General features: G+C 71.0%; 2 protein-coding genes. Both read right to left on the bottom strand.

The features are described from left to right. Positions 1 to 11: 11 nt before the first annotated feature. A complete protein-coding gene (locus SACE_RS12800; RefSeq protein ID WP_011873765.1) occupies positions 12 to 13,742 on the bottom strand; it encodes a type I polyketide synthase in 13,731 nt (4,576 codons plus the stop codon). A 54-nt stretch (positions 13,743 to 13,796) separates the two neighbouring features. Continuing rightward, positions 13,797 to 14,960: a cytochrome P450 gene (locus tag SACE_RS12805; RefSeq protein ID WP_009948601.1), complete on the bottom strand. Its 1,164-nt coding sequence runs from the start codon at positions 14,958 to 14,960 to the stop codon at positions 13,797 to 13,799. Positions 14,961 to 15,370 lie beyond the last annotated feature (410 nt).

The following is a 15,370-nucleotide window of genomic DNA, read 5'->3' on the forward strand; positions in this document are numbered from 1 at the left end:
CTCGGGGTGGATCAGGAGTCGCTGTCACCCAGTGCCATGCGCACCAGGTCGTCGCTGCTCATCGTGTCGATCAGGTTGGTGCCACCCGGTTCCTCCGAGTCGGCCTGCGCCGGTGAGCCCGCCGCGGCGGCTTCGTCTTCCTGCTCGGTCCGTCCGCCGGGGGCGAGCTCGGTGCGCAGCAGATCCGCCACCGCGCCCGGAGTCGGGTAGTCGAAGACGAGGGTCGAGGGCAGAGCGAGGCCGGTCGCGGCGGTCAGTGCGCGGCGCAGCTCGATCGACATCAGCGAGTCGAAGCCCAGGTCCCGGAACCGGGAGTCGGCGGTCAGCTTGTTCGAAGCGACGCCCAGCACGGCCGCCACCTGCGTCCGTACGGACTCGACCAGCAGGTACCGGTGGTCTCGTTCCGGCGCGCGGGCGAGTTTCGCCCGCAGGTCCTCGGACTGCTTCTCCCGCGCGGGTGCGGCGGCCCGGTCACGCGGCCTTGGGATCAAGGGCCGCAGGACGACGGGCGCGGTATCGGCCTTGAGCTCCGCCAGCTCCAGGCGGGCGGCGGCCAGCACAGGCGAGACAGCGGCGCACGCGGCGTCGAAGAGGGACAGTCCTTCCCGCTCGGACAGGGCGCGTACACCGGACCGCGCCAGGCGCCGAAGCTCGGCATCACCCAGCCCGGAGGTCATCGCGCCTTCGCCGTCCCACAGTCCCCACGCGATGGACACGGCGGGGAGTCCCTCGGCGCGGCGCGCCTGAGCCAGGCCGTCCAGGAAGGAGTTGGCCGCGGCGTAGTTGGCCTGTCCCGCTGTGCCAAGCAGCCCCGCGGCCGAGGAGAAGAGCACGAACGCCGACAGCTCCATCTCGCGGGTGAGCTCGTGGAGGTGGAACGCGGCATCGACCTTGGGCCGCAGTACGCCCATCAGGCGGTCCGGGGTGAGCGTGTGGATCGCCGCGTCGTCCAGAACCCCCGCCGAATGCACGACCCCGGTCAGCGGGTGCTCCTCCGGGACGGCTGCCAGCAAGCCGGCCAGAGCCGCGCGGTCGGCGGTGTCGCACGCCGCGATGGTCACATGCACGCCTTCGCCCGCCAGCTCGGCGGCGAACTCTTCGGCACCCGGTGTGCGCATGCCTCGGCGTCCGGTCAGCAGCAGGCGCCGAACACCGTGCTCGCCGGTCAGGTGCCGGGCGATCAACCGCCCCAGGGTGCCCAGGCCGCCGGTGACCAGCACGTGGCTGTTCTCGTCGAACGGCGACGCACCGCCGGGGACGGCCGGCGACCGGTGCAGTGCCGGCACCAACGCCGTTCCCGCCCGGATCGCGAGCTGTGGTTCGCCGGAGGCCAGTGCCTCGACCAGAGCCGGTCCCGACCCGGCTAGGCCGTCGGTGTCGATCAGCGCGAACCGGCCGGGATGCTCGGCCTGTGCGGATCGGATCAGTCCCCACACCGGCGTACGCGCGAGATCCGCTCGCTCGTCTTCGGCCACCGCTACGGCACCGGTGGTCAGCAGCGCGAGCCGGGAGCCGGCGAAGCGCTCCACGGCGAGCCAGCGTTGCGCCAGTTCCAGTGCGGCGCGGCTCGCGTGGCCCGCCGCGGCGGGCATGGCCTGGCCGGTCGTGTCGTCCCCGATGCCCACCGCGACAACGAGTTCGGGTACTGGCGCACCCCGGTCGACCGAGTTCCGCAGACCTTCGATGTCCGGATAGCTGCTCACGCTCTTGCCCGCGGCACGCGCCGCGTCGGCCACCCCGGTGCGGTCGGTCCCCACGACCGCCCAGGAGCCGGCGGACCTCGGGGACGGAACCGTTGCCCGCCACGGCTTCCACGTCAGTGCGAACAGCGAGTCGCGGTGCGCCGCGGTCCGGGGAATCTCGCGCAGCGCGAGGGACTCGACGCTGAGCACCGCAACGCCGGACTCGTCGAGGACCAGCAGGGAGAAGGAGTCGGCCGCCAGCCGGCGCAGGCGTATCCGCAGCGAGGTAGCGCGGGTGCCGTGCACTGTAAGGCCACTCCAGTCGAATGGCACGAGCAGGCGTCCGTCGTCGCCGAGCGCACCGCTGAGAAGTGCGTGGAGTGCGGCGTCAAGAGCGGCGGGATGCAGCAGGAAGCCGTCGTTGCGCGACTTCAGCGACTCCGGCAGAACTACTTCGGCGTACACGTCCGATTCCCCGCGCCACACCGCACGCAGCCCTTGGAAGGCAGGTCCGTACTCATAACCCCGTCTGGCGAGGCGTGCGTAGAGATCGTCGATGGGAACGGCGGTCGCCTCGCGCGGTGGCCATACGGCCAGGTCCGCGACATCGGCCGGAGCGGCTTGCCCGCCACCCGACGTGCCGACGGCATGGCGGGTCCAGTCACCTTCCGGCGAGTTCGCGGGCCGGGAGTGCAGCGTCAGCGACCGCACACCGCCCGCGGTCACCGGCCCCACCACGAGCTGAACGTCCACGGTGTCGTCGAGCGCCAGCGGTGCTTCCAACGTCAGGTCCGCCACCTGGTTGTCGCCGGCCCGTCCAGCGGCGTACAGGGCGAGTTCCGCGATGGCCGCACCGGGTAGCAGAGTTGCGCCCTGGACGCTGTGCTCCGCGAGCCACGGGTGGGTGTCGAGGCCGAGGCGCCCGGTGAACAGCCAGCCTTGGCCGCCGGCCAGCTCGACCGAACCCGGGACCAGCGGATGCCCGCCCGATGCGCTCGCGGCCGGGGCCTGGGCCAGGTCGTCGTGGAGCCAGTAGCTCTCGTGCTGGAAGGCGTAGGTCGGCAGCGGTACGGCACGGCCGCCGGGCAGGAGAACCGACCAGTCGACGGGCACTCCGTTCACGTGGGCACCGGCCAACGCCGCGGTGAAGCTCCCGGCCTCCGGGTGACCGCCACGCAGCAAGGGGATGGCCGGCGCGGCCCCGTGGTCCTCGTCGGCTGACGACATGCGCACCAGCGCGCTGAGCGTGCCACCGGGACCGAGCTCGATGAACGCACCGACCCCGTGGCGCCGCAGGAAGGTGATGCCGTCGTGGAAGCGCACCGATTCGCGCAACTGCCGGACCCAGTACTCCGGGTCGGCGAGTTCGGCGGCGGTGGCGGGCTGCCCGGTGATGTTGGAGATGATCGGGATGGCGGGCTCGCCGAAGGTCATGCCGCTGGCCACGGCGCGGAAGTCATCGAGGATCGCGTCCATGTGCGGCGAGTGGAACGCATGGCTGACGCGCAGCCGGGTGGTCTTGCGCCCTTCGGCTTTCCACCGCAGCTCAACGTCGGCCACGGCTTGCCGGTCGCCGGCGACCACGACCGAGCGCGGACCGTTGACCGCGGCGATCACGGCGCTCCCCGCGTGGCCGGCGAGGGTGGGCAGGACCTCCTCGGCACTGGCCTCGATGGCGGTCATCGCGCCGCCCGGCGGCGCGGACTGCATGAGCCTGCCCCGTGACGCCACGAGCGCACAGGCGTCGTCGAGGGTGAACACGCCCGCCACGTGGGCGGCGGCCAACTCTCCGATGGAGTGGCCCAGGAGGTAGCCGGGGATGGCCCCGCAGCTCTCCACGAGCCGGAACATGGCGACTTCCAAGGCGAAAAGGGCCGGCTGGGTGTAGCGGGTCTCGTCGAGCAGGGCGGCTTCGGCGGTGCCCTCGCCGGCGAACATCAGATCCTTGAGCGGCACCTGGAGGTGCTGGTCCATCCGCTCGCACACGGCATCCAACGCCGAGGCGAACACCGGGTACGTCTCGTACAGCTCACGGCCCATGCCGGGACGCTGGCTGCCCTGGCCGGCGAAGAGGAAGGCGGCCGGGGACGACCCGTCCGCGCTTCCGGTCACCACGTCAGGCACCCGTTCACCGCGCGCCAGCGCCTCCAGCCCGCTCAGCAGGCCGTCGTGGTCGGACGCGAGCACGACGGCCCGGTCCACGAGCGCCGCTCGGGTCATCGCCAGGGAGTAGGCCAGGTCGAAGTGGTCCGTGCCCCAGTCCGGTCCGGCCGCGGCCGCGACCGGCCGCAGGCGTTCGGCCTGTGCTTCCAGCGCCGCCGTGCCCCGTGCCGAGATCACGAAGGGCAGCGGCCCGACCGGCTGCGGATTCCGCCGTTCGACGGCGCGCCCGGCGGGTGCCTGCTCCACGATGACGTGCGCGTTGGTCCCGCTGATCCCGAACGACGAGACACCCGCCCGGCGGGGGCGGCCTCGCCGCGGCCAGGGCGTCGCCTCGGTGAGCAGCGACACGCCGCCGACGCTCCAGTCCACATGGGACGTCGGTTTGCCGGCGTGCAGCGTGCCCGGCAGCACACCCTGCCGCATCGCCATGACCATCTTGATGACGCCGCCAACGCCCGCGGCCGCCTGCGAATGACCGATGTTCGACTTCAGCGAGCCCAGGTACAGCGGCTCCGCGCTGTCGCGCTCAACGCCGTAGGTGGCAAGCAGCGCCTGCGCTTCGATCGGGTCGCCCAGCCGGGTACCAGTGCCGTGAGCTTCCACCGCGTCCACGTCGGCGGGCGCCAGTCGCGCCGTGGCCAGCGCGTCGCGGATCACCCGCTCCTGGGAGGGACCGTTCGGCGCGGTCAGGCCGTTGCTCGCACCGTCCTGGTTCACCGCCGAACCCCGTACCACGGCCAGCACCTCGTGCCCGTTGCGCCGGGCGTCGGACAACCGCTCCAGCAGCAGCACACCCACGCCTTCACTCCACGCGGTGCCGTCCGCGGCGTCCGAGAACGCCTTGCAGCGGCCGTCCGGTGACAAGCCCCGCTGACGGCTGAACTCCGCGAACGTGTTGGGTGAGGACATCACGGTGACGCCGCCGGCCAGCGCGAGCCCGCACTCGCCACGTTGCAGGGACTGCGCGGCCAGGTGCAGGGCCACCAGGGAGGACGAGCACGCCGTGTCCACAGTGATCGCGGGGCCCTGGAAGCCCAGCGCATAGGACACCCGCCCCGAGACCACGCTCGGCGAGTTCCCGACGAAGCGGTACGCCTCGGTGCTCTCCGGCGTGGTGCGCAGGCGCGAGAGGTAGTCGCTGTACATCACGCCGGTCAAGACCCCGGTACGGGTCCCGCGCAGAGCGGTCGGGGCGATGCCCGCGTTCTCCACTGCTTCCCACACGGTTTCCAGCAGCAGTCGCTGCTGCGGATCCATGCCGATGGCCTCGCGAGCGCTGATCCCGAAGAACTCGGCGTCGAACCGGTCGGCGTCGTAAAGGAAGCCGCCGTGGCGCGTGTAGCTTTTGCCCGGACGATCGGGATCCTCGTCGTAGAGGTTCTCGACGTCCCAGCCGCGGTTCGTGGGGAAGGGGCCGATGGCGTCCGTACCGGTTTCGACCAAGCGCCACAGGTCCTCGGGCGACCGGACGCCTCCCGGGTAGCGGCACGCCATGCCGACGATCACGATCGGATCATCGTTGGCGGCAGCCGGCAGGGGCACCGCGGTGCCCGAGGCGGTGACCTGGCCGGACGCGGACTCGCCCGCCGTGCCGGCGACCTCCGCCAGCAGGTGGTCGACGAGGGCGGCCGGGGTCGGGTGGTCGAAGATCAGGGTGGCGGTGAGCCGGGTGCCGGTCACCGACCCGACCCGGCTCCGCAGTTCCAGGCCCGCCAGCGAATCCAGGCCCAGATCCTTGAACGGCGTACCGGGGTCGACGGGAGCGGCGCCGTCCAGCCCTAGGACGTCGGCCAGCGTCGCGCGGACCAGTTCCGCCACCGCGCGCCGGCGTTCGCCGGCTGGAAGCGCGGCCATGCGCGCCGGCCAGGACGTGGCCTGCCCGGTGTCAACCGACGCGGCACGGCGTCGCGCCGGGTGGACGAGATCGCGCAGGAGCGCCGGTGCGGAGGTGCGGCGGTCCGGCGCGTTCAGCTCGGCCAGATCCAGTTGGACCGGCACAAGCAGGGCCTCGCCACCGGCGAGAGCCGCGTCGAACAGCTCCAGGCCGCGGTCGGTGGACAGCGCGGTGACACCGCGGCGGCTCCAGCGGGTGATGTCGGCCTCTGCCAGCGCCCCGGCCATGCTCCCCTCGGACGCCCAGAGCCCCCAGGCCAGGGAGGTGGCGCACAACCCGCGGGCGTGGCGGTGCCCGGCCAACGCGTCCAGGAAGGAGTTGGCCGCGGCGTAGTTGGCCTGCCCCGGACTGCCCAGCAGACCCGCGACGGAGGAGAACAGCACGAAGGCCGACAGCCGGGCCTCCAGAGTGAGTTCGTGCAGGTTCCAGGCCGCGTCGACCTTCGGACGCAACACGTCGGCCACGCTTTCGGGGGTGAGGTTCTCCACCGTGGCATCCGCCAGGACACCCGCGGTGTGGATCACACCGGTCAGCGGGTGCTCGGCGGGGATGGCCGCCAGCAGTTCGGCGAGTGCGGACCGGTCCGCGACATCGCACGCGGCGATCGAAACCCGCGCGCCGGCTTCGGTCAGCGAGGCGGCCAGCTCCGACGCGCCTTCGGCGGCGCCGCCACGGCGGCTGGTCAGCAGCAGGTGCCGCACGCCGTACCGGGTGACCAAGTGGTGGGCCAGCAGTGCGCCGAGCCCACCGGTTCCGCCGGTGATGAGAACGGTGCCGTCCGGGTCCAACTCGCCGGGCGTGCGTACCTGCGCATCCGTCCGGCGCCGCAAGCGCATCGCACACACCTGCCCGTCGCGCAGGGCCAGCTGTCGCTCGTCGGCGGTAACCGCGGCGGCCAGGACCTCGGGCGAGAGCCGGGCACCGTCGACGTCCACGAGTGCGAAGCGGTCGGGATGTTCGCTTTGGACCGTGCGAAGCATCCCCAGCACTGCGGCACCCGCGAGATCCCGGACGTCCTCGGCGCCGGTGACGGCCACTGCGCCACTGGTGAGCACCAGGACACGAGTGTCGGCGAGCCACTCGTCGGCCAGGCAGCGCTGCACCACCGCGAGCTGGTCGGGGACGGCGGTGTGCGTCGCCGACACCGGGTCGGCGCTGTGCTCGGGTGCGGTCACGCACTCGGTGATAAGGAGGTCCGGGACTTCCGCGCCCGCGCCGATGGCGCTCCCCAGCGCATCGAGGTCCGGATGGCTGTCGACGTCAGCACCCGCCGCGGCCAGCGTTTCCCGCACGCCCAGCGGGTCGGCACCGATCAGCGCCCACCGGCCGGCCGTCTTCGGGGAGATATCGGCTCCGGCGTTCGGTAGCTGCCTCCAGCCGACGGTGTACACGCCGTCGTGCCGTGTGGCGTCCGGTCCCGAGACCGCGGTCTCGGGAAGCGGCCGCAATACCACATCTTCGATGGTCAGCACCGGGGCACCGGCGGCGTCGGTGGCGATCAGGGATGCGCGATCGGTTCCGGTCAAAGTCCAGTGGACGCGCAGCGTGGTCGCACCTGAAGCGTGCAGGGTCACGCCGCCGAAGGAGAACGGCAGCCGGACACCCGTGGTCTCCCCGTGCTGGTCGTCGATCAGCAGCGCGTGAAGCGCCGCGTCGAACAACGCGGGATGGATGCCGCATCGGGCGGCTTCGGCGTGGTGTTCAGCGGGCAACGACACCTCGGCGAACCGATCACCGGCCGACTGCCAGACGCTGCCGAGTCCCCGGAAGGCAGGTCCGTACGCGTAACCGATCTCCTCCAGACGTTGGTAAAGGCCGTCGGTTTCGACGGGACAAGCGCCTTGCGGAGGCCAGACGTCTGAAGCGGTAGCGTCGGGGCGGTCGTCGGCAGTGAGTACGCCAGTGGCGTGCCTGATCCACCCCTCGGTGTCCGGGGACCGCTCTCCGTCGCCGATCTCAGAACGCGAGTACACGGCGATCGCGCGCTCGTCGGCCGAGTTCGCGGGGCCGACCTTCACCTGCAGCCGAGCGGCCCCGTCCACGGGGATGACCAGCGGCTGCTCGATCGCCACTTCCCGCAACCGGTCGCAGCCGAGCCGGTCACCCACCGCGAACGCCAGCTCAACGATGGCGGTGCCGGGCAGCAGCGCAGTGCCGCCGACCACGTGGTCGGCGAGCCAGGCGTGGGTATGGCGCGAGAGACGGCCCGTGAACAGCACGCCGTCCCCTTCGGCGAGCTGCGTCATGCCGCCGAGCAGCGGGTGGTCGACGGCCTTGAGTCCGACCCCCGCCGCGTCCGCGGTCCCGACCTGGGTGCCGAGCCAGTAGCGGCGGCGCTGGAAGGGGTATGTGGGCAGGGAAATCCGTCGCGCACCCGGGAAGAGGCGCTCGGTGTCCAAAACCGCGCCCTGCGAGGCAGCGGTACCGAGCGCGGCTGCGAACCCGTGCGCTTCGGGATGGTTCTTGCGGAGCACGGCGACGGCCTTCGCACTGCCGGCGTCGGTCTCGTCGAGGCACGCGCGGGCCATGGCCGCCACTACCGGGCCCGGACCCAACTCCAGGTAGGTGGTGACGTTCCCGTCTTGGAGGGTGCGGACTCCGTCGGCGAACCTGACGGTGCCACGGAGCTGACGCGTCCAGTAGCCGTGGGATGCCAGCTCCTCGCGGGAGACGACCTCGCCCGTCACGTTGGAGATCAGCGGGATGCGCGGGGCTGCGTAGCTCAAACTCGCCGCCACCTGGCCGAACTCCTCGAGGACACCGTCCATGTGCGCGGAGTGGAACGCATGGCTGACCTTGAGCTGCGTGACCTTGCGGTCCATCTCCCGCCACGAACGGGCCAGTTCGAGCGCAGAACTCTGGTCACCGGAGACGACCACGGAGGCGGGCCCGTTGACGGCGGCGAGGTCAAGCCTGCCCTCGTACGCGGCGACCGCCTCGCGCATCTCGGCCTCGCCCGCCTCGAAAGCGATCATGACGCCTCCGCCGGGAGCGGCCTGCATGAGCCTGCCTCGGGCAGCGACCAGGGTGCAGGCGTCATCGAGGGTGAGCACACCTGCCGCGTGTGCCGCCGCGAGTTCACCGACCGAGTGCCCCATCACGTAGTCGGGGGTGAGCCCGCAGTGCTCGAACAGCCGGAACAGGGCTGTTTCGACGGCGAACAGCGCCGCCTGCGCGAAGACGGTCTGGTCCAGCAGGTCCGCGCGGTCTGACTCGCCGAAGAGCACGTCTTTGAGCGGATGCGGAAGCCGCGGGTCGATGCGGGCGCGGACGGCGTCGAAGGCTTCGGCGAACGGCCGGCACGTCTCGTACAGCTCACGGCCCATGCCCAGGCGTTGGCTGCCCTGGCCGGTGAAGAGGAACGCGGTCCGGGTCCCGGCGGCGCCGTCGGTCAGGCCGTGGACGACGTCGGCGGAAGGCTCTCCAGCGGCCAGGGCGGACAGGGCCCGAAGTCGCGCTTGCCTGCCTTGGGCCACCACCGCGGCGGTTCTCGCGAACCGCGTGGGCGCGCTGGCCAGCGTGAACCCGACGTCGCCGGCGCGGTGGTCGGGGTGTTCGGTCAGGGCGGCCCCCAGCCGCCGCGCCTGCTCTGCCAGCGCGATGTCCGTACGAGCGGAAAGCAGCCAGGGCGCTTCCGGCACGTCGACGGCGGTGGAGGTCCGCTCCTCCGGCTCAGCGGGGTGCTGTTCCAGGATGACGTGCGCGTTGGTCCCGCTGATCCCGAACGACGAGACACCCGCGCGCCGTGGACGTCCACGGTCGGGCCACGGCACGGTGTCGGTCAGCAGGGACACCGCGCCCGAGCTCCAGTCCACGTGGGAGGTGGGCTCCTCGACGTGCAGAGTCCGCGGCAGCACTCCGTGCCGCATCGCCTGGACCATCTTGATCACGCCACCGACACCGGCGGCCGCCTGCGCATGGCCGATGTTCGACTTCAGCGAACCCAGGTAGAGCGGGTGCGCGCTGTCTCGGTCCTTGCCGTAGGTGGCCAGGAGGGCATGCGCCTCGATGGGGTCGCCCAGCCTCGTGCCGGTGCCGTGCGCCTCGACGGCGTCGACATCGGCGGCCGAAATCTCGGAGACAGCCAGCGCCTGCCGGATCACCCGCTCCTGGGAGGGACCGTTCGGCGCGGTCAGGCCGTTGCTCGCACCGTCCTGGTTCACCGCCGAACCCCGTACCACGGCCAGCACCTCGTGCCCGTTGCGCCGGGCGTCGGACAACCGCTCCAGCAGCAGCACACCGGCGCCCTCGGCCCAGCCCGTCCCGTCCGCGCCGTCGGCGAACGCCTTGCAGCGGCCGTCCGGCGACAAGCCCCGCTGGCGGCCGAACTCCACGAAGATGCCCGGGTTCGACATCACCGTGACGCCGCCGGCCAGCGCCAGCTCGCATTCGCCGTGGCGAAGCGCCTCCACGGCCAGGTGCAACGCCACCAACGACGACGAGCACGCGGTGTCCACCGTGACGGCGGGCCCTTCCAGGCCGAAGGTGTAGGCGACCCGGCCGGAGATCACGCTCGGGGAGTTGCCGGTGAGCAGGTATCCGGCGGACTTGTCGTCCCCTTCGTACAAGCGCGGACCGTAGTCCTGCGCCATCGCGCCGACGTAGGTCCCGGTTCGGGAACCCCGCAGGGTGGCCAGGTCGATGCCGGCCCGCTCGATGGCCTCCCACGTGGTTTCGAGCAGCATTCGCTGCTGCGGGTCCATGCTCGCGGCCTCGCGGGGACTGATCCCGAAGAACTCGGCGTCGAACTGGTCGGCGTCGTGCAGGAAACCGCCTTCGTGGCAGTAGGTGCCCTTCGGGCTGCCGGGCTCGTCGGCGAGGACGGTGTCCAGACGCCAACCGCGGTTTCCGGGGAAGCCGGTCAGGGCATCGTCGCCGGCCAGCACGAGCTGCCACAGCTCCTCCGGCGTGGTGACCCCACCCGGGAAGCGGCATGCCATCGACACGATCGCCACGGGTTCACCGGCTTGAGCACCTGTCGCCCGTGCCGGGGCCGAGCCGGCGCCCGACATTTCCGCTTCGAGGAAGGAGACCAGTTGCCGCGGCGAGGGGCGATCGTAGAGCAGCGTCGTCGGCAACCGGAGACCGGTCGCGGCGACCAGCCGGTTGCGCAGTTCGACCGCGAGAACGGAGTCGAATCCCAGGCCCTTGAAGGACGTCGCGGGGTCGATCTCGGCGGCCGAGCCGTGCCCCAAGACCACGGCGGCTTCGGAACGCACCAGGTCCATCAAGTCGTATCCGCTCACCGCGGCGGTGTCCGGATGGGTCTGCTCGCCCGCGTCGTCCTGCGCGGCCACCGGGTCGCCACCGGCGTCCGCCGTCGTCGGCGAGGCGGCCGGGGTAAGCCAGTAACTCCGGCGCTGGAACGCGTAGGTGGGCAGGTCGACCACCGAGGCGTCCGGCGGATAGACCGGCCGCCAGTCGATGCTCCCGCCGCTGGTGTGCAACTCGGCCATCGACGTCAGGATTCGGTTCGGCCCGCTCTCGTTACGGCGCAACGATCCCAGCACCACCGCGTTCGACTCCATCTCCTCCAGCGTCTGCTGGAGGCCCATGGTCAAAACCGGGTGCGGGCTGATCTCGATGAAGCCGTCGTGGTCGGCCAGCGAACGGACGGTCCGGTCGAACTCGACGCTCTCGCGGAGGTTCCGGTACCAGTAGTCGGCGTCCAGCTCAGTGGTGTCCATCTCCAGTCCGGTAACCGTCGAGTGGAACGGGACCGAGGAGGGCTGCGGGCGGATCGGAGCCAGGGCGGCGAGGAGCTCATCGCGGATCGCGGCGACGTGCGAGGAGTGCGAGGCGTAGTCGACGGGCACCCGTCGTGCACGGACGCCGTCGGCCTCGCACCGTCGGAGTAGAGCGTCCACGGCGTCGGCATCGCCGGAGACGACCGCGGACCGCGCGCCGTTGACCGCCGCGATTCCCAGCCTGTCGTCGTGGGCGAGCAGGTCGGTCAGTTCCCGTGCGGAAAGCTCGACCGAGGCCATCCCGCCCTGGCCCGCGATAGACCTGATGACCCTGCTGCGCAGGGCGACCGCTCGGGCGGCGTCGGCGAGGGAAAGCGCCCCCGACACGTACGCCGCCGCGATCTCTCCCTGGGAGTGGCCCAGCACGGCACTCGGCTGGACGCCGAAGGAGCGCCAGACATCGGCGAGGCCGACCATGACCGCGAACAGCGCCGGCTGCACGACGTCGACGCGGTCCAGCGAGGGCGCACCAGGCGCGCCACGCAGTACCTCCTCCAGCGACCAGTCGATGTGCGGCGCGAGTTCATCGGCGCAGCCCCGGATGGTCGCACAGAACACGTCCGAGGTATCGAGTAGATCGGCCGCCATACCTGTCCACTGCGACCCCTGCCCGGGGAAGACGAACACGATCCGGTCCCGCCTCCGGGCGATACAAGTCGTCTGGGCCGCCGTGCGGCGTCCTGCGGCGAGCGCGCCCAGCCCGGCGGTGAACTCGGCACGAGTGCCCGACAGGATGACCGACCGGTGGCGAAGCGCCGTACGCGACACGGCCAGGGAGTGCCCCAGATCGCTGAGCGTAGCCTCGGGCCGGTCGTCCGCGTCGAGGTGGTCGCGCAGCCGACCGGCCTGGGCGCGCAGTGCCTGCGCATCATGTCCCGAGAGCAGCAGGGGCAGCGTCGGGCTGCGGAACGCGGCGCGATCGTCCGGACTCCGCGTGGGGCTCGGTTGCTTGGGTGCGCCCCCGACAACGACGTGGCAGTTCGTGCCGCCGACGCTGAAGGCGGAGACGCCCGCGAGCGGGCGTTCGGGCTCCGGCCAGCGACCGAGCTCGTCGTTCACGCGGAGGTTCAGCTCCGCCAGCGGGATGAGCGGGTTGGCCTCGACGTAGTTGAGGCTCGGTGGGAGCCGGCCGTGTTCGACAGACAGGACGACCTTGAGCAGTCCCGCCATTCCGGCGGCGGCACCGAGGTGGCCGACGTTGGTCTTCGCCGATCCGACAAGAAGCGGTCGGTGCGGCCGGACGGCGGCACCGAGCACAGCTCCCAGCGCGGCGGCTTCGATCGGGTCGCCGACAGGAGTACCCGTGCCGTGCATTTCGACGTACTGCACGTCGGCGGGCCTCACTCCGGACGCCCGGTAGGCGCGCAACAGCACCTCGCGCTGCGCCGCCTCGTTCGGAACGGTCAGGCCCTTGCCTCCACCGTCGTTGTTCACCGCGCTGCCGTGCAGCACGGCGTGCACGTGGTCGCCGTCGGCCAGCGCCCGCGACAGCGTCTTGAGGACGACGATGGCACCGCCCTCACCGCGCACGTATCCGTTCGCGCGGGCGTCGAACGTGAAGCACCGGCCGTCGGGCGAGAGTCCGCCGAACCGTTCGGCCACAGCCGCGCTCTCGGGGCTGAGGTTCAGCTCGACGCCACCTGCGAGCGCGACGGCGCATTCACCGTTGCGCAGGCTCTGCACGGCCAGATGCACTGCCACCAGCGACGACGCCTGGCCCGCGTCCACGGTGAGGCTCGGGCCGCGCAGACCGAGCACGTAGGAGAGGCGATTGGCGATCAGGCTGCGGGTGAGGCCGGTGAAGGAGTGGTGGGTAACCCCCGCGGCACCACCGGCCCGGTGCACCAGGTCCTCGTAGTCGCCTGACATCGTCGCGACGAAGACACCGGTATCCCCGTCGCGGAGCTCGGCCGGGACGATGCGCGCCTCTTCCAGAGCTTCCCAGCCCAGTTCGAGCATCAACCGCTGCTGCGGGTCCATCATCGCGGCCTCGCGGGGCGCGATGCCGAAAAAGCCGGGGTCGAACTGGTCGATCCCTTCCAGGAAGGCCCCTTGGGCAGCACGCTCACTGTCGGAAGCGGTCCCCACCAGAGCGGCACGCTCCGGCGATGCTCCGGTCACCGCGTCGTGCCCGCGCACGAGCAGTTCCCAGTATGCCGTCGGATCCGCGGCGTGCGGGAAGCGGCACGAGATCCCGACGACCGCGATGGGCTCCCCGGACGGCGCTGCCTGGGTCGAAGTGCTCTCGACGGACACTCAACTACTCCCTGATCTTTGGTGAGGTTGTTCTGCGCAGGAGGGCGGGATCGGCTACCACTCGACCCGCAGCCGGGACAGCCCCCGGGTCGCCAGGCCGTCTTTCCAGACCACCGAGTCAGGGCCCGGAGTCAGCCGCAGCGCCGGAAAGCGTTCGAGGAGCCGGCCGAGAACGAGCTGCACCTGCAGCTTCGCCAGCGGCGCGCCGAGACAGCGGTGCACACCGTGGCCGAACGTCAGGTGGACGGCGTCCCGGCTCCGCAACATGAGCTGTCCGGGCTCTGCGAAGACCTCGGTGTCGCGGTTGCCGTGCAGCAAAGAGACGACGACGGCCTCACCGGCCTGGATCGTGACGCCGTTGAGCTCCACCGGCTCGACCGCCACGCGCGGGAAGCTCAGCGGCGTCGCTGGGGTCAGCCGCAGGAACTCCTCGACCGCGTCCGGCAGCAACTCGGGGTGAGCCCGCAGCTCGTCGTGCGTTTCCCGATCGGACAGCAGAGAAAGGACCGAAAGGCCGATTTGCCCGGCCGTGGTCTCGTATCCGGCCATGAGGAGCGTGAGCCCCAGGGTGAGCAGCTCCGGCCTGGACATCTTGCCCTGAGTGTGGGCCCGGATCAGGGTGGTGAGCAGATCGTCGTCCTGCCGCTGCAGCTTCTGCTCGATGGTGTCGGTCATATAGCCGATGAGCTCGAGGCGGTGCCGGGCCTTCTCCCGCGGGGTGCTGGCGGTGATGTCGAACAGCACCTCGACCCATTCGCGGAACCTGGCGCTGTCGTCGAGCGGAATGCCCAGCAGGGAGCACAGCACGGACAACGACAGCGGCGCGGCGAGCTCCTCGACGAGATCCGCGCCGGGGCCGATGTCGGCGACCCGGTTTAGGTGCTCGTCCACCAGGCGCTCGACCGCCGGTGCCATCGCCGAAACGCGGCCAGTGGTGAACGTGCCGGCGACGACGCGCCGCAACCTGGCGTGCTTCGCGCCGTCCATGCTCATCATCGAGTCCGGTACGGGTTGGGCGTCGTTGAAGCGCGGAGCATCGGGCTGGACGGCCGCAGCCCTGCTGAACCTCTTGTCCGTCAGTACCTGCCGCCCCAGCGCGTAACCGCGAACCAGAAGTACCTTGTCACCGCTGGGTGCGACAATCCGTTCCACCTCATCGGTGGCTTGACGCAGGAACTCGGGGAGCGGACCGAGCTGGCCGGTACTTGCCTGTTCCATTGCCATTTCCCTTTGTGATCGGTCACTTCAGCAGATTTCCGGCTCGGTCCCGGACAGTGCTGGGCATGGAGAGCAACGAGATGAAGCTTCAATTCGATCGGAAGAAAAAACGTGCGAACGAGGGTGGGTCAGTCATGAGGGCTGGACCGAACCGCCCAGCGCTCGTGACGCCGGACACGCCCAGTCGGCTTCCGAATGCTCCACGGCCTCGGCACCACGCCTACGGCACGCAGCCCTGTTCGGGGCCACGAACAGTGCTGATTACACCTCGCGTTTGACCCTGCGGGGAACCCCGCGGACGCGGCCTGCCCATTCATGCCGCACTTGCTGCCCTTTCGCGCTTGATTCATTCCGCCCAATGCGGACGAGCTCCTACCTTTTCAACTACCGACTTGCGGACAGCGCTGTCG

The organism is Saccharopolyspora erythraea NRRL 2338 (genome assembly GCF_000062885.1).
Lineage (GTDB): Bacteria > Actinomycetota > Actinomycetes > Mycobacteriales > Pseudonocardiaceae > Saccharopolyspora_D > Saccharopolyspora_D erythraea.